Below are 17,316 nucleotides of genomic sequence, written 5' to 3'. Positions count from 1 at the left end.
TCCTTTATTTGGCTTGACCGTCATTGTTCGCCCAATATTCGTCGCGCAAATGCCGCTTGTAGAGTTTGCCCGTGGCGTGACGCGGCAGGTCCGCACGAAAGTCGATCTGGCGCGGGATTTTGACGCCGGATAGCGACTGCCGGAGATAGGCTTCCAGTTCCTGCGCCAAATCCTCACCCGCATCCGCCATGTCCATCGGCTGTACGACGGCAACAACTTTCTCGCCCATATCGTCATCGGGCGCCCCGATAACCGCAGCATCAGCTACCTTCTCATGGGAGACCAGCAGATTTTCGATTTCCTGCGGATAGATGTTCACGCCGCCGGAAATGATCATGAAACTCTTGCGGTCGGTCAGATAAAGAAAGCCGTCCTCGTCCAGCTTCCCGACATCGCCGAGCGAGGTCCAGCCCTTGGCGTGGGTTGCACTTTCGGTTTTCTCCGGGTCATTATGATATTCGAATTTCGCACCGCCTTCGAAATAGATCTGGCCTTCTTCACCAACGGCCACTTCTTCGCCATTTTCGTCGCAAATGTGAATCTGGCAATTGACCGGCTGGCCGACCGAACCCTTGTGCGCCAGCCAGCCTTCGCTATTGCAGAAAACAAAGCCATTACCTTCGGTCCCGGCATAATATTCGTTGAGCACCGGTCCCCACCATTTGATCATCGCTTCCTTGATCGGAATCGGCACCGGCGCGGCGGCGTGCACCGCGCTCTTGATCGAGGAGACGTCATATTTGGCCCGTGTCTCTTCCGGCAATTTCAGCATCCGGACAAAATGGGTCGGGACAAATTGCCCGACATCGCAGCGATATTTTTCGATCAGCGCCAGCGCCTGTTCCGGATCAAATTTCTCCATGATGACGCTGGTACCACCCAGTGCCTGCACGGCGAGGTTCCAGCGCAACGGCGCTGCATGATAAAGCGGAGCGGGTGACAGATAGACGCAGTTTTTGTGAAAACCGAAAATCATTTCGGCAAGCGCCCCGAGAGCATTGCGCCCGGCAATGTCTTCATCCTCTGGCAGAGGAAGTCTTATCCCCTTGGGCGTACCGGTCGTACCCGAGGAATAGAGCATGTCGACGCCCGCCCGTTCATCGGCAATTGGCGTGATAGGCATGCTATCCAGTACAGCGTCCATGTTTCGCTCGTCATCGGCGCCGAATACCAGTTGGCCGACGTCGGGATTCAATGATTTTATCTGGTCTAGTATCGGCAGCATCTGCTTTGAACCGACCAGCAATTTGGCGCCGGAATCCTTCAAAATATAGCTGACTTCATCGGCGGTCAGGCGACTGGAAATGGCGACCTGGATCAGGCCAGAGCGCTGCGAACCCCAGGTCACTGGGAAGAATTGCGGATGGTTTTCCATGCAGATCGCAACCGTATCGCCAATTTGCAGACCGCGGGACCGGTACAGCTGGGCTATCTGGTTGGAGCGCTTGTCGAGTTCACCATAAGTGATGACTTCTCCGGATCCGGCCATAATGACGGCTGGCTTGTCGGGATTTTCCCGGGCGTGCAGATAGGGATGCATAGGTTGGCGCTCTCCAATTGATCGATCACCTGTTCGGGCGATTCGCAATGGAAGCATCATGGTTTAATCGTATAGTTAAATCAATGGATAGTCATATCACTGGCGAATGAGGCCCGACAGACGCCTTTAATTTTCTACATATATATCCACAGGAACAGCCAAATCAGCGAAAATCCTGCCGATCGGGGTCATGCTGGTGGCGCCCTGTTCGATTTCCGCTTCCAGCAGTGACTGGTTTTCAGCACCCTTGAGCAGGACAATCACCGTCCGCGCTTCGCAGATCGCAGCCTTGGTGAGGGTCACCAGCGGCGTCTCGCCATCGTCGGGGAGCAGCCCGACCACCAGTTTTTCCGGCGGACCGTCAAGCGCTTCCTCCATATCCGCGCTTTCCATGATTCCGGCAGTGCTGCCGCCCTCGCCCATGCCGAGCCAGACCAGATCCGCTGGCCATTTCGTATCGCGCAACCGCGCATCGGCGGCGGCACCGGCCATATGATAATCGTCATGATCCGGTGCCAGCGGCAGCACCCGCGCACCGCGGGTTAGAAACAGTTGCGCCAGCGTCTTGACGTGACTGCGCGGATCATCAAGCGGTATCAGCAAATCATCGGTCGGGATGATCGTGACATGTTTCCACTTGATCTGTTTTTCAGCCAGCGCCTCAAGCACCGGCATCGCTTCGTCACTGACGGGTAAAGCGAGCAATGCATCGCCGCGCGCATCAAGGGCGCTTTCTATAATGAACTGGATATCGCCGGCGATCGCCTCGACCATCTCGGCGGAATCATCAAAATCCCACCATTCGAGCATCGATTCCTCGTCTTCCGGCACGTCATCCATGTCAAAATTTTCTAATGCATCTTCGAGTTTGCTCATCACAATATCCAGATCTGTATCAAGTCTCCCGCGCTTCTAATCGCTGCACACATCAGCACAAGGGAAAAACCCGCTTTTCAAATCCGAAACTTTGCGCCAATTGGGGCCGGAAAAGGCGATTTGCATATGACGGAAAATTATATTCTAACATTCACCGCAGAAGACCGGGTCGGTCTGGTCGCTGCCGTGGCCGGATTTCTGGCGGAATATGAAGGCTTCATTCTCGACAGCCAGCAATATGCCGATCTTGAACAGAAACGCTTTTTCATGCGGGTCGAGTTCACCAGCGCGGGCGAGAAGTTTCCGTCCAGCCTTGATGCGCTAACCGAGAAATTTTCGGCAATCGGCAGGCAATATGCGCTCGACTGGACTCTGGTGAGCGGCGCGGTAAAACCCAATATTGTTATCGCGGTTTCCAAAGGTAGCCACTGTCTCAATGATCTGCTGCACAGATGGAAAACCGGTGGATTGCCGGTCAATATTGTCGCCGTGGTCAGCAATCATGAAAATTTGCGCGCTTTGACGGAATGGCATGGCGTGCCGTTCCACCATTTCCCGGTTTCCGACGAAAACCGCGCGGAACAGGAACAGCAAATTCTGGATATTATGGATCAGAACAGCGCGGAATATCTTGTTCTTGCGCGCTATATGCAGATCTTGTCGGACAATATGAGCGAGAAACTGGCCGGGCGCGGCATCAATATTCACCATAGTTTCCTGCCCGGCTTCAAGGGTGCGAAACCCTATCACCGTGCCCATGCGCGCGGAGTCAAGCTGATCGGCGCAACGGCCCATTTCATCAGCAAGGATCTCGATGAAGGACCGATTATCGAACAGGCGGTTGATCGCGTCGATCACCGGGCCAGCGTGGAAGACATGATCCGTATCGGCCGCGATATCGAGGCACAGGTTCTGGCCAAGGCAGTCAAGTGGGCCGGCGAGCATCGGATATTGCTCAATGGCAACCGGACCGTGGTGTTTCGCTGACCCGACGGCCGCGCGTCATAATTGACGATTAGCCCTCATACTGATATAGCGTAGTAATACAGCAATATAGCTGCGGTCTTTTTCTATGGGGGAGGATGGAATCATGCAGGACATGATATGGACAATGGCAATATGGTGGACGCCGGTTGTCGCGCTCGCGCTGTTACTTGTTATCACCAAAAAAGCGGTTGTCTCGCCGGTTTGGCTGGTCGTGTCGATCGGCATTTACGCTGTTTACACCGGCGCGATATTCTTCGGCATTGATTTGCCGGGCATTTCCGGCATGTTTGAAGATCAGAAATATAACTGGTCCGGCAAGATACTGGCGATCGTCGCCAGTCTGATCATGATCGCGGCCGTCATCGTCCCATCCAAGCGTCTCAATTTGGCCGACGCCGGACTGACCCTGAAGCAGGAACAAGGCTCCGTGATCCCCTCGCTCATCGTTGTGGCGGGGATGGTCGCCTTCATTGTCGGCCTTCAACTGCTGGTCAATGACGGGACCAATCTGGACGCGGAAACGCTGATCTATCAGGCGACCATCCCCGGTATGGATGAAGAACTGATGTTTCGCGGCCTGTTATTGCTTACTTTGTCACTGGCGGTTTCGGGCAGAGCCTGGGACCTGATGGGCGCGACCATCCCGTGGGGAGCCGTTCTGGCAACGCTGTTCTTCGCGCTGGGACACAGTATTTTCGTCCAGAACGCTGTGGTACAGGCAGACTGGGTTGCGCTGGTCATTACCGGCATTCTCGGCGGCGCATTGATGTGGATCAGACTCCGTACGGGCAGTATCCTGCTGCCGATTATCGCGCATAATGCGACTAATCTGGCCAATCAGTTTTTCTAGGCCAGCGACACTAGTCAACCGGTGGCGGCGGTTCGACCGCGCGCAGCTCCCCGGCTGGCCGCAATATTGTCAGCGCAGCCGCAGCGCCGCTGGTGTTTTCCCGGGTCTTTATATCGACCTGCACGAACCGGCCATCGTCGGCCATTTGCGCGCTTTGCGTCCAAGTCCAATCGAGACCGCCATTGTGTTCCTGACCGCTGCTCTCCCCGAGACTCGGCGGACGCGGATCGGTGAGAATTTCGACCGCCCGGTTGCGGACCACCGATTGTGCGACAACCCGCAGTTCCAGCTCAGCGGCATTATGGGTGGTAAAGGCCTGCAGCCGGATCAGGGCCAGCGCGGCGAGGCTGAACACCGACAGCGCGACCAGCATTTCGATCAGGGTAAAACCGCGCTCGCCCGACCTGTTCATGGCGCTGATCCAGCCAGTTTTACATCGCCCATCGGAGCGATCAGCACCCGCCTGCTCTGATCTTCGCGCTGCAAGACAAGCTCGGCCTGTTCACTGGGCAGGCCGGTGCTTTCAAAACTGATCATCATCGGTCCGGTCTCGCCGGTGGCCGCGCGGACACCGCTGGACCAGTTGGTTGACACGAACGGTTTGTCCTCGATCACCGACCAGCTGCCCCTGCGTCGTTCCAGAAAACTATAGCCAGAGGGTGTGACCTGCACCGCCATCGGTCGCGATTGCAGGATCGCATTGTCGCGCAGCGCCGCCGTGCGTGCGGCAAAACGCTGGGCATCTTCCTCCAGAGCGCTGCTGCCGCCGGGAAAGGAAAAGACGACGATCGATGCCATCAACCCGATGATCAGCAGCACGACCATCAGCTCCACCAGGGTGAAGCCTGCTGTATCCTGCCGGCCAGTTGGGGTTTTCTGTCGGATCATTATGGTTCATTTAACCAGTTGGTTGGAGCGAGTCTTGCAGAATCCGCTATCCCCTGCAATGACAGCAGCATAGAAAAGAAACGCAGGGCAAAGGAATATTTGATGACTGACGTCATTCTCTACGAGAAAAATGACCGCATCGTTACAATCACGTTGAACAAACCGGACACGCGCAATGCGCTATCAAAGGATTTGTGCGAGGCCTTGGTTGACGCGATCAACAAGGCCGACGCCGACACATCGGTCAGTTGCGTCGTGCTCGCCGCCAACGGCAAGAGCTTTTCCGCAGGCGGCAATCTGCACGAGATCAAGGCGATGACCGCCGATCAGAATATGTCACCGGTCGAAATCGAGAATTGGTACAAGACCGGTATCCAGCGGATCCCATTGGCGTTCTCGCAAATTTCCGTGCCGGTGATTGCCGCGGTCAATGGTCATGCCATCGGCGCCGGCAATGATCTGACCACCATGTGCGATATCCGCATCGCGGGCGAAGACGCGATATTTGCCGAGAGCTTTTTGCGGGTCGGACTCATTCCGGGTGATGGTGGAGCCTGGTTACTGCCGAGGCTTATCGGACAGGCCCGGGCCAACCAGATGCTGTTCACCGGCGAATTTATCGATGCTGCCAAGGCGCGGGATTACGGTCTGGTTTCGGAAGTCGTGGCGAACGAAAAGCTGCTCGAACGTGCCTATGAACTGGCGGAGATGGTTATAGCGTTGCCACCGCTGGCGATCCGCAAGACCAAGGAACTGGTCCGCACGGCCCAGAGCGTGACGCTGAAGGAAAATCTCGATCAGGCGGCACTGTTCCAGGGCGTATTGCAACAGCTTGACGATCATCAGGAAGCAATTGATGCGATACTCGAGAAAAGAAAGCCGGTGTTCAAGGGACAGTAGATTTTGCCGACAGAAGAATAATAATCCTGCAAAAGCAGGAGTGCCAGAGGGAGAGAGAGAATGAACAGGACTGCTATTTTGATTGTCGCCTTGATGTCGGCTGCACCAATAATTGCCGCTCCTCCACAAGGCGTTGCCACCGAAGCGACCAAGGCCGCCAATGCCGAAGTGGCCGCCCGCCTGCCGATCGCCGACCAGACGGACTTCGAAAATGCCAGACGCGGATTTCTGGCGAAGATTGAAGACGACCAGATTCTGAACGAAGACGGCTCGGTCGCATGGGATTCGCGCCAGTTCGATTTCATGCAGGGAGATGCGCCGGATACGGTCAATCCTTCGCTCTGGCGGCAGGGCAAGCTCAACAGCATCCATGGTCTGTTCGAGGTCGTGCCTGGCATCTACCAGATTCGCGGTTATGATCTGGCGCAGATGACCTTGATCGCCGGCAAGACCGGCTGGATCGTCATTGATCCACTGACCACCCCGGCGCCAGCGAAAGCGGGCCTTGCGCTGGCCAACGAGACCTTGGGCGACAGACCGGTGGTCGCAGTGATTTTCACCCATAGCCACGGCGATCATTTCGGCGGCGTTCGCGGCGTCGCTTCGGCTGAGGATATCCAGTCGGGCAAGATACAGGTCATCGCACCGCACGGCTTTCTCGCTGAGTCCGTCGGCGAAAGCGTGATCGCCGGGACCGCGATGAACCGGCGTGTACAATTTCAATTCGGGACCGCCCTGCCGGTGGGCAAGACCGGTCAGGTCGGGGGGGGCCTCGGCCAGAAACTGTCGAGTGGCGAAGTCGCTCTCATCCCGCCAACCCGTTCGATCAGCAAGGACGGCGAGATGCTGACGGTCGACGGCATTACTTTCAACTTCATGGATGCCGGCGAGACCGAAGCGCCGGCCGAGCTGGTCTTCTACCTGCCGCAATATAAGGCGCTTCACACCGCCGAAGTGGTGACCCGCACCTTTCACAATGTGCTGACCCCGCGCGGGGCGCTGGTCCGCGATACGCTCAAGTGGAGCAAGGTGATTGACGACATGCTCGCAAAATACGGCGGCAAGTCGGACGTCATGCTGGCTTCCCATCACTGGCCGACATGGGGCAGCAGCAATGTGCAGACTGCCCTGAAGAACCAGCGCGGCATCTATCGCTATGTCCACGACCAGACCATGCGGCAGGCCAATCAGGGCGCAACGATGGACGAGATTGCCGAGAATATCGGCGAGCCGGATTTCGCCAAGAGCGACTTTGGCGTGCGCGATTATTACGGCACGCTCAACCATAACAGCAAGGCGGTCTATCAGCGCTATTTCGGTTGGTGGGATGCAGTGCCGGCCCATTATCACCAACTGCCGCCGGTCGAGGCTTCAAAAAAATATGTCGCGGCGATGGGCGGCGCAGACAAGGCGCTGGCAATAGGTGAAAAGGCCTTTGCCCAGGGCGACTATCGCTGGGCAGCCACGGTCTTCAACCATCTGGTCTTCGCCGACCCGGCCAGCCAGATCGCAAAAGACTGGCTGGCCTCTACCTATGAACAGCTCGGTTTCCAGACCGAAGCCGGGACATGGCGCAATATCTATCTGGTTGGCGCAAAAGAACTGCGCGAGGGCAATAATGTCAAAAATTCTATCAGCACCGCCAATGAAAAGGTGTTGAGCGGAATTCCGGCCGTCGATCTGTTCGATGCCATGGCAACCCGCTTCAACCCGGCAAAGATGCGGGGGGATGGCGGCATCATCCGCTTCTGGTTCCCCGATCGGAAAGAAGCGGTCAGTATCGATCTCGGCAAGAGCGTCATGTTCCCGCGTGGCGAGGATTATGCCATCACCGCCGACGGATCGGACACGCAGATCACCATCAGCCGGGCGCTGTTCACGAAATTGCTGATGCGCGAGACCAGTCCGCAGGAACTGATCCAGGACAAGGAGATGCTCGTCAGCGGCAATGCGGCCTTGATGGCAACCATGTTCGGCGCGCTTGACGAGGTCGACCCGCAGTTCGATATTGTGACTCCGTGATACAGAGGCTAACTTCCGTTCGCCCTGAGCCTGTCGAAGGGCGCATTCCCGAGAGAGGTGCTTCGACAAGCTCAGCACGAACGGATTGGACCACATAAGGATTGCACCATGCAGCGATTTAACTTCCCCGTTGTCCAGCCCGATCCGGCGCTCGAAGAGTTGCGCGGCGAATTGCAGGCCTTCCTGAGCGAAGAACGCAGGGCCGGGAATTTCCGGCCCGAACCGGAATGCTGGATGGCCTCCGCCGACCCGGAATTTTCGAAGAAAATGGGCAAGCGCGGCTGGATCGGTCTGACCTGGTCGAGCCAATATGGCGGCCACGACAAGAGCGCGCTCGAACGCTATATTGTCACCGAGGAAACCTTGCGCTCTGGCGCACCGGTCGCTGCCCACTGGATCGCCGACCGCCAGCATGCGCCGATGTTGCTCGCTCACGGTACCGAAGAGCAGAAGCTGGACATATTGCCCCGCATCGCCGCCGGCGAATGTTATTTTGCCATTGGCCTGAGCGAGCCGGGAGCCGGTTCCGATCTCGCCAATGTCAAAACCAAAGCCGAGAAAGTTCCCGAAGGCTGGAAGATCAACGGCCAGAAAATCTGGTCCTCCGGGGCTCAGATATCCCATTATATGGTCGCCCTGCTGCGCACATCACCCGCCGATGGCCGCAACCGCCATGTCGGCCTGTCCCAGATCATGATTGACCTCAGCCTGCCCGGTGTCACCATCAAGCCGATTATCGACCTGTCGGGTGACGCGCATTTCAACGAAGTCTATTTCGAGGACGTCATTGTCCCCGACGACTGCCTGCTCGGCGAAGAAGGCGGCGGCTGGAAACAGGTGACCGGGGAACTGGCGATGGAACGCTCCGGTCCTGAACGCTTTCTGTCCAGCTATATCACGCTGGAAACCGCGCTATATCAGCTTACCGGAAAAATGGGATCGGACAGCCATGCCCGGCTCGGCAAGCTGATCGCCAGCCTGCGGACGCTGAAAGGCATGTCCTGGGGCATCGCCAATCTGCTGAAACAGGGCGTCTCGCCCGAAACCGAAGCGGCGCTGGTCAAGGATCTCGGCAACCGGCTGGAGAATGACCTGACCCAGCAGGTGCGCGCGATGCTCAACGACCTGCCCACCGAAGAGTGGAGCCCGGACATGCGCCGGATCATGAATATGGGCGTGCTACGCTCCCCACCCAACACGCTGCGCGGCGGCACGACAGAGGTGATGCGCGGAATCACCGCGCGGCAATTGGGGCTGAGATGATGCCAGAGCCCATGCATATCACACCGTTCGTCCTGAGCCCGTCGAAGGACCACCAACGGCAAGAGCCGCACTTCGACAAGCTCAGTGCGAACGGTTCCATTCAAGGCAAGTTGTTACCATGATAAACACGCAAGGAATGGTCGCCGAAACGGCCACGAAAATCTACACCGACCTGTGCGCACGGGAAGTCCCGCACGAAGCGGAAGCGGGCCAATATCCGCAAGCGCTCTGGGACGCACTCGTCGAAAACGGCCTGTCACTCGCCTGGGTTAGCGAAGCCAATGGGGGATTCGGTGCTGACTATGACGAAACCTTCGGCGCAATATGGGCTTCTGCCCGGGCGGCTTCGCCGGTTCCTTTTGCCGAAACTTTGATCGCCAACTGGATGCTCGACCGGGCCGGACTGGAACCTGCAGACGGCAGCGCCAGCTTCGCGCTTAGCGGACATACGCCGAGCGCCGACATTCCCTTTGGCATGCACGCCGACAAGATCGTGTTGTTCGACGAGGCGCATCACGAGATTGCCTTGTTCGACAATCGCGCCGCCGTCCGCTCGCCGGAAGAGTCGCTGTCGCCCGATGGCATGACGCAATTTGTCTTTTCCGGCCATGTCGCCGAGCAATCGGCGAAAACCGGTCTGTCCCGCCGGGCGTTTGAAGCGCTGATTCTGACCGTCCGCGCGGTGCAAATGGCGGCGGCAATGGAAACAGCGCTCGGCCTGTCCATCGATTATGTCACGCAGCGCGAACAATTCGGGCGACCTTTGTCAAAATTCCAGGCGATTCAGCAGCAACTGGCTGTCGCCGCTTCCGAATGCGCAGCGGCAACCATGGCGGCGACACAGGCCGCCAGCGCCATAGCGCGCCATAGCGATGATCCGGAACGGGCCTGGCAAGACGCCGTCATTGCCAAGGTCCAGATCGGCCACAGCGTCGAGACGGTCACCGTCCCCTTCCATCAGGTTCACGGCGCGATGGGCTATACCCAGGAATATGATCTGCACCATTATACCCGTCGCCTGTGGGCGTGGCGCGATGCGCTGGGGAACGAATTTCTGTGGTCAAAACGGCTCGGCGAGGCACTCGCGGCGCAATCGCCAGATCAAATCTGGAAAGGCGTTACAACTGGGGACTGGACGGAGAGCCAAGGGGCCGCTAGTTAATCGCGCGATTAAATGATTCCCGGAAGGAAGCAGACATGCTTCCAATTCTTCCAAAAACAGGAGCCAAGTCCATGAAAACACGTATTACTGAGCTATTCGGCATCGAACATCCGATCATCCAGGGCGGGATGCATTATGTTGGATTTGCCGAACTCGCCGCTGCGGTGTCCAACGCCGGTGGGCTTGGTATCATTACTGCATTGACCCAACCTTCTGCTGCCGCACTGGCCGATGAAATCGCCAAGTGCCGCGATATGACCGACAAGCCGTTCGGCGTGAACCTGACCTTCCTGCCGGTGGTCAATTCGCCCGACTATGAAGGCATGGTCAAGGCTATTATCGAAGGTGGCGTCAAGGTCGTCGAAACCGCAGGCAACAATCCGGTCCAGGTGCTCCCTGCCCTGCACGACGCCGGCATCAAGGTGATCCACAAATGCACCGCCGTCCGTCACGCGCTAAAGGCCCAGAGCATCGGCTGTGACGCGGTCTCGGTCGACGGATTCGAATGCGGCGGCCATCCCGGCGAAGACGATATTCCGAACATGATCCTGCTGCCGCGCGCTGCCGACGAACTGGACATCCCATTCGTATCATCCGGTGGTCAGGCCGACGGTCGCAGCCTGGTTGCCTCGCTCGCCATGGGCGCAGAGGGCATGAACATGGGCACCCGCTTTATCGCCACCAAGGAAGCACCGGTGCACCAGAATGTGAAGGACGCGATTGTCGCAGCCAGCGAACTGGATACCCGTCTTGTCATGCGCCCCTTGCGCAACACCGAACGGGTGCTGACCAATGCGGCGGTGGAACGGCTGCTGGAAATCGAAAAGGAGAAGGGCGCCGACCTGCAATTCTCTGACGTTATCGAACAGGTCGCGGGCGTCTATCCCAAGATCATGAAAGAAGGCACGATGGATGCCGGTGCATGGAGTTGCGGCATGGTCGCCGGCCTGATCAACGATATCCCGACCTGTCAGGAACTGATCGACCGGATCATGGCCGAAGCAGACCAGATCATCAACCAGCGGCTCAAAGGGTTTATGGCCGGCTGATCGTGGAACCCTATCAACCGCTCAGCCGCTCCATTGCTGGCAAGGTCGCGATCGTCACCGGTGCGGCCAGCGGTATGGGGCGGGCGACCGCGCATCTTTTTGCCTCGGAAGGCGCGCATGTTGCCGTCACCGATCTGGATCAAGCGAAATGCGATGCCGTCGTCGCAGAAATTGCGGCGGCGGATTATAGCGGCACTGCCCAGGCCTGGGCGCTGGATGTCAGCAACCCCGATGTGATCAAGGCGGTTGTCGGTGAGATTGCCCGTAGCTTTGGTGGGATTGATATTCTCGTTAACAATGCGGGCTTCGCCATCCCTGCCGACATTGCAGAAGACAGCTATGAAGACAGTTGGGGCCCGACACTGGACGTCATGCTGTCCGCCCATCAAAGAATGATCCGTGCGGCCCTGCCCCATCTACGCAAGGCGGAACATCCCCGGATCGTCAATATTGCATCCACCGAAGGGTTGGGCGCGACGCCGGGCAACAGCCCCTATGCCGCGGCAAAACATGGCGTGATCGGCTTGACGCGTGGTCTCGCCGTCGATCTGGGCCGTGAAGGGATTACCGTCAATTGCGTCTGCCCCGGCCCGGTCCGCACCGGTATCACCGGCGCGATTTCTGAAGAACATAAGACCATCTATGCGAAGCGGCGGGTTCCGCTGCGTCGCTACGCCATTCCCGAAGAAGTCGCGCATATGACCCTGTCCTGCGTATTGCCGTCGGCCAGTTTTCTGACCGGCGCGGTCATCCCTGTCGATGGCGGGCTGACGATCAAGAACGCCTGAAACAAAAGTCCCCGAAATCGCTCCCGGGGACTCTCGCTTATATTGGGATAATCGATCCTAACGGGCAATCGCGTTGCCGATGACCGCTCCGATGATGCCGCTGGTCACGGCGATCAGAACCGCATCATTGCCGGACCGGACCCACTGGTAACCGCGCGGCGCATTCGACAGCCGATAGGCACGGGGATTATCGATCACCCGGTAATTGGTGGCATAGCGCCGGTCGAACTTCTGACCTTTGGACCAGTTACGATGATTCTGCTTCACCGTCACTGATGTTCTTGTGTAGCGCGCAGGAGCCGCTTTCTGCTGGGTGACCGTTCTGGTAACGGTACGCTTGCCCTGCTTGCTCGCAGTCGTTTTCTGGACCGTCTTGTGTGTCGTCGTCTTCTTGGACGATTGGTGCGGAGCAGCTTCTGCCTGAGCGGTAACCACCGGGGACACCGCCATTGTTGTCACTGCCAAAGCCATCAGAAACTTTTTCATCTTCAATTCCTTTTTCTATCCGGCGCCAACTGCGGCGTCACAGGTAGAAATAGGGGAGACCTGTCGCAGGCCTTTGTCAGATTCGCGGTTTTTTGTACTAGATTGTCGCAGAAATCCGTTTCGTTCATCTGGCAATCAGCTACCGGGCCGCTAATCCGTCCAGAGAGCCAAGATCGACCGCAACGCCGTGACCAGCGCCAGCGGTTGATCCAGCATCAGATGATGTTCTGCCTCAGGAATCGCGATCATCGGTATATGGTCACCGCCCAGTTCGCGGAGATAGGCCGCGCTGTCGCTATCGAAAAGCGTGCTGTTCTCGCCATAGACGATCGCCAGCCGATGCGGCAGGTCAACAATACGCTGGGGTGTATGCGCCCATTTGGCCATATCATTCTCATTGCGGTGGAAAACCATCGGATCAAATTTCCATGACCAGCCCTGCTGCGGACCGCCCTGCACCGGACGCAAGGAATGATAGGCCATATATTCGAACAGAAATGGCTCCTGCACCGCCTGCGGCGGCGACAGGACAAACCGGGCGCGCGCGCTTTCATAATCGGGATAGACCTTATTGGGTCGATCCGACCGACCGGAACCCGGCGGGCCGCCACCATTTTCAAAATGGGCTGCCAGTCTCTCCGGCCGCATCACCATCAGGTCGCAGATGATCAGCCCGCCGAAACGCCCTCCTGCCATCTCCATTGCAGTGAGGGCAACGCCGGAACCAAAGCTGTGCGCGATGATCTTGGGCTTTACTGTGCCGGAGAACAGGTCGAGCGCTTCAGCCAGTGCGATCATGCCTTCCGCACGCTTGTCGCTATCGCAATTGTCGGGGATTTCACTGTCGCCCATCCCGGCGAGATCATAAGAGACAATATCATAATCTTCGGCGAGGAATGGCGCGATAAAGGCGAAACAGCGGGCGTGCGCAAGAAAGCCGTGGGTCATCAGCAGCGGCGGCTTGCCGCGCTTTCCCCAGCGGAAATAATGGACCTTGTGCCCGTCGACTTCGACAAAGGCTTCTTCGCGCGGCACGGCCATCGCCTGGACGAACCATGCGGGCAGGTCTTGCGACGCTGCCCACTGGTCTACAATATCTTTGCTTGCCATAGGTTCGGCTTATTCACCTTTCCAGTCGGGTTTACGCTTCTGGGCAAAGGCTAGCGAGCCTTCCTGCGCATCCTTGGAGGTGAACACCGGTTTGGTGATTTCGGCCTGTTTCTTCCAGGCCTCTTCGCTGGTCCAGTCATAGCTTTCGTTGATGATCTTCTTGGTCGCCTTGAGCGCCAGCGGGCCATTGGCAGCGACCGTCGTTGCCAGCTCGATTGCGGCCTCAAGGGCAGCGCCCTCGGTCACGCGATTGACGAAACCAACTTCATAGGCGCGCTGTGCGGTGAAGAAATCACCGGTCAGGGCCCATTCCATGGCGATCCGCTTGCCGACAATCTGCTGCAGCTTGATCACGCCGCCAGCGGCTGCAACAAGGCTGCGTTTCACTTCCGGAATACCGAATTTCGCGTTGACGTTCGCGACGCAGAGGTCGCAGGCCAGAGCCAGTTCGAGGCCACCCGCGAGAGCATAGCCTTCGACCGCAGCGATCAGCGGCTTTTCCGGACCCTTCTCGGTGATACCGCCAAAGCCATAGCCTTTGACCGACGGCGTTTCACCGCGCAAAAAGCCCTTGAGATCCATGCCGGAACAGAATGTGCCGCCAGCTCCGGTGATGATGCCCGCGTTGAGGCTGTTATCATTGTCGAGCTGCTCCATCGCCGCGCGAATGCCTTCGGCAGCCGCCTTGGTCATCGCGTTTTTGGCGTCGGGCCGGTTGATCGTGACGATGATAAAACCGTCCTGGATTTCGGTGAGTACTTCTGACATTTTATTTCTCCTTCTGTATCATTTAGATTGTGCCCCGGCGAAGGCCGGGGTCCATCTCCTGAAATTGCGTATAGAGGCTATGGCAAGAGATGGGCTCCTGCCTCCGCAGGAGCACTGCTCATGCAATTCCTAGTCAAACAACAATCCGGCCAGTTTCGACCGCTGGTAGGCGGCGTCGCCGATCAGGGCACCTGACAAAATCGCCTTGCGCCGATGCAGCTGGGCGTCGCAATCATGGGTAAAGCCAAAGCCGCCATGAAATTGAATCGCCCGGTCCGCCGCCGTGGAATAGCTCGAATGGGATTGCGCCGCCGCCATACGCACGGCCACCTCGCCGCGTCCCTGATCGCCCCAGCTGTGTGCCGCGCTGTACAGATGCGTGCGCGCCTTTTCATATTCGACATAATTGTTCACCGTAGGGTGTTTCAGCGCCTGATAGCTGCCGATGATCTTGCCGAACTGCTTGCGGGTCTTGAGATATTCCAGCGTATAATCGATCACCGCCTGCGCGCCGCCGGTCATTTCCGCGGCATGGATCAGGCCCGCAGCCAGTTCGATTTTCTCCAGCGTCTCGCGGGTCCGGCCCGCGTCGAACAGGGCATCGGCCGACACGGTCACGCCGTCCAGATTCACTTCATAGCTGCGCGCGGTTTCGTCGATCACCGTCTCGCGGCGCAGCGATCCTTCCGGCAGCGCCGAGCGTTCGATCAGGGCAAAGCGCACCGCGCCGTCGATCTTCACCGAAGCGATGATCAGTTCCGCGCTGTCAGCCCAGAGCACCAGTTGCTTCTTGCCGGACAGACTCACATTATTGCCGCTCTCGACACCGGTCGCGTCGATATTGGACAGATCCCAATCGCCATTGTCTTCACGCAGGGCCAGCGTTGCCGCTGCACCCGCCGCGATTTTCGGTAGCCACGCGGCTTGCTGCGCTTCGCTGCCACCGGCCAGCAAAGCCTGTGCCGCCAGCGTCGTCGACCCAAAAGGCGTGCTCATCAGATTGCGGCCCATCTGCTCGGCAATCGGCACGACTTCCGCCATCGACAGGCCAACCCCGTCATGCGCTTCCGGTATCGCAATCGCCAGCCAGCCGAGCTCGCCAATTTCTTTCCAGATGCCGGGATCATAGCCCAGATCATCGTCGATCAGCCCGCGGACCTTTTCGACCGGGCTTTTGTCGCGACAGAAATTGGTCGCCACGTCCATCAGTTCAATCTGCTCTTCGGTTGTCCCGATTGTGCCTAGATTATCCATTTCATCCTCGTCTCTCATTCCGTTCGCCCTGAGCTTGTCGTAGGGTCTTTGTAAAAAGTGCTTCGACAAGCTCAGCACGAACGGGTTTCTAACCTTATATTATCGCGTTTTCGGCAGACCCAGCGCATGCTCTGCGACAATGTTGCGCTGAATTTCCGAGGTCCCGCCACCAATCGTGGCCGAGAAGCTGTTGAGATAGCTGCGATGCCAGTAACCGTCGTCGATCGCGTTCTCGTCACCGACATAATAGCCCGCCTTGGTGCCCTGAAAGGCCAGCGAGAATTCGGTCAGTTCGCGGATCAGCTCGGTGCGGGCCAGCTTGTTCATCAACGGCAGTCCCATCGGCTTGTCCTGCATCAGCTGCGGCATCCGCCGGCGCGTGTTGTTCAGGTTCAGCGCCTGGATATCGATCATATATTGCGTCATCTTGTCGCGCATCACCGGATCGTCGAGCAAGGGCTTGCCATTGCGAACCGAATTTTTGGCCAGTTCGACAATTTCCATCACGTCGAGTTCCTTGACGAAGAAACCGCCGACCGGTTTGACCTTTGCGCCGCGCTCATATTCGAGCGTCTTCATCGCCATCGACCAGCCATTGCCCTCGCCGCCGAACAGGCAGTCGGCGGAAATGCGGGCATCGGTGAAGAAAGTCTGCACGAAGCCATATTCACCGGTAAGCTTCTTGATCCGGCTGGTGGTAATGCCATCGATCTTCATCGGATTGAGAAAGAAGCTGAGACCGGCATATTTGTTCGGCGCATCAAAATCGGTGCGCGCGAGCAGGATCATATATTTCGCGCGGTCACCGAGCGAGGTCCATATCTTGGAGCCGTTGAGGACATATTCATCGCCATCCTTCACGGCTTTCAATTGGGCGTTGCCCAGATCCGATCCGTTTTCCGGTTCGGAAAAGCCCTGGCACCAGATATCCTCGGCACTGAGCATCGGTTTGATATATTTCTGCTTCTGCTCTTCGGTGCCGAGATCGAGGATCAGCGGTCCGGCCCAGCCATTGCCAATCGCGTTGAGCATGATCGGCGCATCATATTTTTTCATTGCCCTTGTGGCAGCACGCTGAAACTCGCTGTGCAATCCGCCGCCGCCATATTCCTTCGGCCAGCTGGCGCCGAGATAGCCCGCTTCATAGACCTTGCGTTGCCAGTCGCGAAGAAAATCGAACTGCTGGTCGGTTGACACTTCCATGAAGGTCAGCGGCAGCATGAAGCCGGGATCACGGACCGTATTCTCCTTGAACCAGGCATCTGCCTGTTCGGCATAATCCTTGAGTTCGGCTGCACTCGGTTTATCGGCCATGATCTTGCTCCCAAATTCTTATCAATAGGGCCAGTGGTTCGGCCCCGTCGTCTGCGATA

General features: G+C 57.8%; 17 protein-coding genes. 8 read left to right on the top strand and 9 right to left on the bottom strand.

Translation table 11 applies throughout. The annotated features are described in order from the left end of the window. Positions 1-4: 4 nt before the first annotated feature. Together ACN0VD_RS02735 and ACN0VD_RS02730 are read right to left on the bottom strand one after the other, a co-directional pair. Positions 5-1,540 (bottom strand): acyl-CoA synthetase, encoded by a 1,536-nt coding sequence (locus ACN0VD_RS02735; protein WP_417591357.1) that lies wholly within the window; start codon positions 1,538-1,540, stop codon positions 5-7. Between the two features lie 126 nt (positions 1,541-1,666). After that, positions 1,667-2,416: a 6-phosphogluconolactonase gene (locus tag ACN0VD_RS02730; protein ID WP_417591355.1), complete on the bottom strand. Its 750-nt coding sequence runs from the start codon at positions 2,414-2,416 to the stop codon at positions 1,667-1,669. A 126-nt stretch (positions 2,417-2,542) separates the two neighbouring features. On the opposite strand from ACN0VD_RS02730, the gene purU reads away from it, so the two are divergent. Together purU and ACN0VD_RS02720 are read left to right on the top strand one after the other, a co-directional pair. Further along, a complete protein-coding gene (gene purU, locus ACN0VD_RS02725; protein ID WP_417591353.1) occupies positions 2,543-3,403 on the top strand; it encodes a formyltetrahydrofolate deformylase in 861 nt (286 codons plus the stop codon). A gap of 103 nt (positions 3,404-3,506) precedes the next feature. After that, positions 3,507-4,253, top strand: a complete 747-nt coding sequence (locus ACN0VD_RS02720; RefSeq protein ID WP_417591351.1) for a type II CAAX prenyl endopeptidase Rce1 family protein — start codon at positions 3,507-3,509, stop codon at positions 4,251-4,253. 10 nt (positions 4,254-4,263) lie between these two features. On the opposite strand, the gene gspI is transcribed toward ACN0VD_RS02720, so the two are convergent. Both gspI and gspH read right to left on the bottom strand, forming a co-directional pair. Beyond that, positions 4,264-4,665 carry a type II secretion system minor pseudopilin GspI gene (gene gspI, locus ACN0VD_RS02715; RefSeq protein WP_417591349.1) on the bottom strand — a complete coding sequence of 134 codons (402 nt, stop codon included), beginning with the start codon at positions 4,663-4,665 and terminating at the stop codon, positions 4,264-4,266. Next, positions 4,662-5,141: a type II secretion system minor pseudopilin GspH gene (gene gspH / locus ACN0VD_RS02710; protein WP_417591347.1), complete on the bottom strand. Its 480-nt coding sequence runs from the start codon at positions 5,139-5,141 to the stop codon at positions 4,662-4,664. The genes gspI and gspH overlap by 4 nt, the downstream gene beginning before the upstream one ends. 102 nt (positions 5,142-5,243) lie before the next feature. Between gspH and ACN0VD_RS02705 the strand changes: the two genes are divergently transcribed. The 6 genes from ACN0VD_RS02705 (at position 5,244) to ACN0VD_RS02680 (ending at position 12,325) form a co-directional block, all read left to right on the top strand. Beyond that, entirely contained in the window at positions 5,244-6,041 is a 798-nt protein-coding gene (locus ACN0VD_RS02705; protein ID WP_417591345.1) for an enoyl-CoA hydratase-related protein, read from the top strand. Between the two features lie 60 nt (positions 6,042-6,101). Then, a complete protein-coding gene (locus ACN0VD_RS02700; protein WP_417591343.1) occupies positions 6,102-8,063 on the top strand; it encodes an alkyl/aryl-sulfatase in 1,962 nt (653 codons plus the stop codon). Positions 8,064-8,171: 108 nt separating this feature from the next. Next, a complete protein-coding gene (locus tag ACN0VD_RS02695) occupies positions 8,172-9,326 on the top strand; it encodes an acyl-CoA dehydrogenase family protein (protein WP_417591341.1) in 1,155 nt (384 codons plus the stop codon). A 118-nt stretch (positions 9,327-9,444) separates the two neighbouring features. After that, entirely contained in the window at positions 9,445-10,488 is a 1,044-nt protein-coding gene (locus ACN0VD_RS02690; RefSeq protein WP_417591339.1) for an acyl-CoA dehydrogenase family protein, read from the top strand. A gap of 71 nt (positions 10,489-10,559) precedes the next feature. Then, on the top strand, positions 10,560-11,537 hold the full coding sequence (locus ACN0VD_RS02685) for an NAD(P)H-dependent flavin oxidoreductase (RefSeq protein ID WP_417591337.1): 978 nt from the start codon (positions 10,560-10,562) through the stop codon (positions 11,535-11,537). A gap of 2 nt (positions 11,538-11,539) precedes the next feature. Then, on the top strand, positions 11,540-12,325 hold the full coding sequence (locus tag ACN0VD_RS02680) for an SDR family NAD(P)-dependent oxidoreductase (protein WP_417591335.1): 786 nt from the start codon (positions 11,540-11,542) through the stop codon (positions 12,323-12,325). A 57-nt stretch (positions 12,326-12,382) separates the two neighbouring features. On the opposite strand, the gene ACN0VD_RS02675 is transcribed toward ACN0VD_RS02680, so the two are convergent. The 5 genes from ACN0VD_RS02675 to ACN0VD_RS02655 form a co-directional block, all read right to left on the bottom strand. Then, positions 12,383-12,811 carry an RcnB family protein gene (locus ACN0VD_RS02675; RefSeq protein ID WP_417591333.1) on the bottom strand — a complete coding sequence of 143 codons (429 nt, stop codon included), beginning with the start codon at positions 12,809-12,811 and terminating at the stop codon, positions 12,383-12,385. 150 nt (positions 12,812-12,961) lie between these two features. After that, a complete protein-coding gene (locus ACN0VD_RS02670; protein WP_417591331.1) occupies positions 12,962-13,921 on the bottom strand; it encodes an alpha/beta fold hydrolase in 960 nt (319 codons plus the stop codon). Positions 13,922-13,930: 9 nt separating this feature from the next. Further along, complete coding sequence (locus ACN0VD_RS02665) at positions 13,931-14,689, bottom strand: crotonase/enoyl-CoA hydratase family protein (RefSeq protein ID WP_417591329.1); 759 nt, start codon at positions 14,687-14,689, stop codon at positions 13,931-13,933. A gap of 129 nt (positions 14,690-14,818) precedes the next feature. Next, the gene (locus ACN0VD_RS02660; RefSeq protein ID WP_417591327.1) at positions 14,819-15,961 is read right to left on the bottom strand and encodes an acyl-CoA dehydrogenase family protein; all 1,143 of its coding nucleotides are present in this window, start codon (positions 15,959-15,961) and stop codon (positions 14,819-14,821) included. Positions 15,962-16,042: 81 nt separating this feature from the next. Further along, the gene (locus tag ACN0VD_RS02655) at positions 16,043-17,257 is read right to left on the bottom strand and encodes an acyl-CoA dehydrogenase family protein (RefSeq protein WP_417591325.1); all 1,215 of its coding nucleotides are present in this window, start codon (positions 17,255-17,257) and stop codon (positions 16,043-16,045) included. Positions 17,258-17,316: the final 59 nt, after the last annotated feature.

The sequence above is a fragment of the Parasphingorhabdus sp. genome (assembly GCF_048267785.1).
Taxonomy (GTDB): Bacteria; Pseudomonadota; Alphaproteobacteria; order Sphingomonadales; family Sphingomonadaceae; genus Parasphingorhabdus.
This window is presented reverse-complemented; position numbering and strand designations above follow the sequence as displayed.

Bases quoted from the DNA above. Each gene is read 5' to 3' on its own strand.
- purU (WP_417591353.1), top strand. From the start codon at position 2,543: ATGACGGAAAATTATATTCTAACATTCACCGCAGAAGACCGGGTCGGT.
- ACN0VD_RS02735 (WP_417591357.1), bottom strand. From the start codon at position 1,540: ATGCATCCCTATCTGCACGCCCGGGAAAATCCCGACAAGCCAGCCGTC.
- ACN0VD_RS02685 (WP_417591337.1), top strand. From the start codon at position 10,560: ATGAAAACACGTATTACTGAGCTATTCGGCATCGAACATCCGATCATC.
- ACN0VD_RS02665 (WP_417591329.1), bottom strand. From the start codon at position 14,689: ATGTCAGAAGTACTCACCGAAATCCAGGACGGTTTTATCATCGTCACG.
- gspI (WP_417591349.1), bottom strand. From the start codon at position 4,665: ATGAACAGGTCGGGCGAGCGCGGTTTTACCCTGATCGAAATGCTGGTC.
- ACN0VD_RS02690 (WP_417591339.1), top strand. From the start codon at position 9,445: ATGATAAACACGCAAGGAATGGTCGCCGAAACGGCCACGAAAATCTAC.
- ACN0VD_RS02655 (WP_417591325.1), bottom strand. From the start codon at position 17,257: ATGGCCGATAAACCGAGTGCAGCCGAACTCAAGGATTATGCCGAACAG.
- ACN0VD_RS02700 (WP_417591343.1), top strand. From the start codon at position 6,102: ATGAACAGGACTGCTATTTTGATTGTCGCCTTGATGTCGGCTGCACCA.
- ACN0VD_RS02670 (WP_417591331.1), bottom strand. From the start codon at position 13,921: ATGGCAAGCAAAGATATTGTAGACCAGTGGGCAGCGTCGCAAGACCTG.
- ACN0VD_RS02660 (WP_417591327.1), bottom strand. From the start codon at position 15,961: ATGAGAGACGAGGATGAAATGGATAATCTAGGCACAATCGGGACAACC.
- gspH (WP_417591347.1), bottom strand. From the start codon at position 5,141: ATGATCCGACAGAAAACCCCAACTGGCCGGCAGGATACAGCAGGCTTC.
- ACN0VD_RS02695 (WP_417591341.1), top strand. From the start codon at position 8,172: ATGCAGCGATTTAACTTCCCCGTTGTCCAGCCCGATCCGGCGCTCGAA.
- ACN0VD_RS02730 (WP_417591355.1), bottom strand. From the start codon at position 2,416: ATGAGCAAACTCGAAGATGCATTAGAAAATTTTGACATGGATGACGTG.
- ACN0VD_RS02720 (WP_417591351.1), top strand. From the start codon at position 3,507: ATGCAGGACATGATATGGACAATGGCAATATGGTGGACGCCGGTTGTC.
- ACN0VD_RS02705 (WP_417591345.1), top strand. From the start codon at position 5,244: ATGACTGACGTCATTCTCTACGAGAAAAATGACCGCATCGTTACAATC.
- ACN0VD_RS02675 (WP_417591333.1), bottom strand. From the start codon at position 12,811: ATGAAAAAGTTTCTGATGGCTTTGGCAGTGACAACAATGGCGGTGTCC.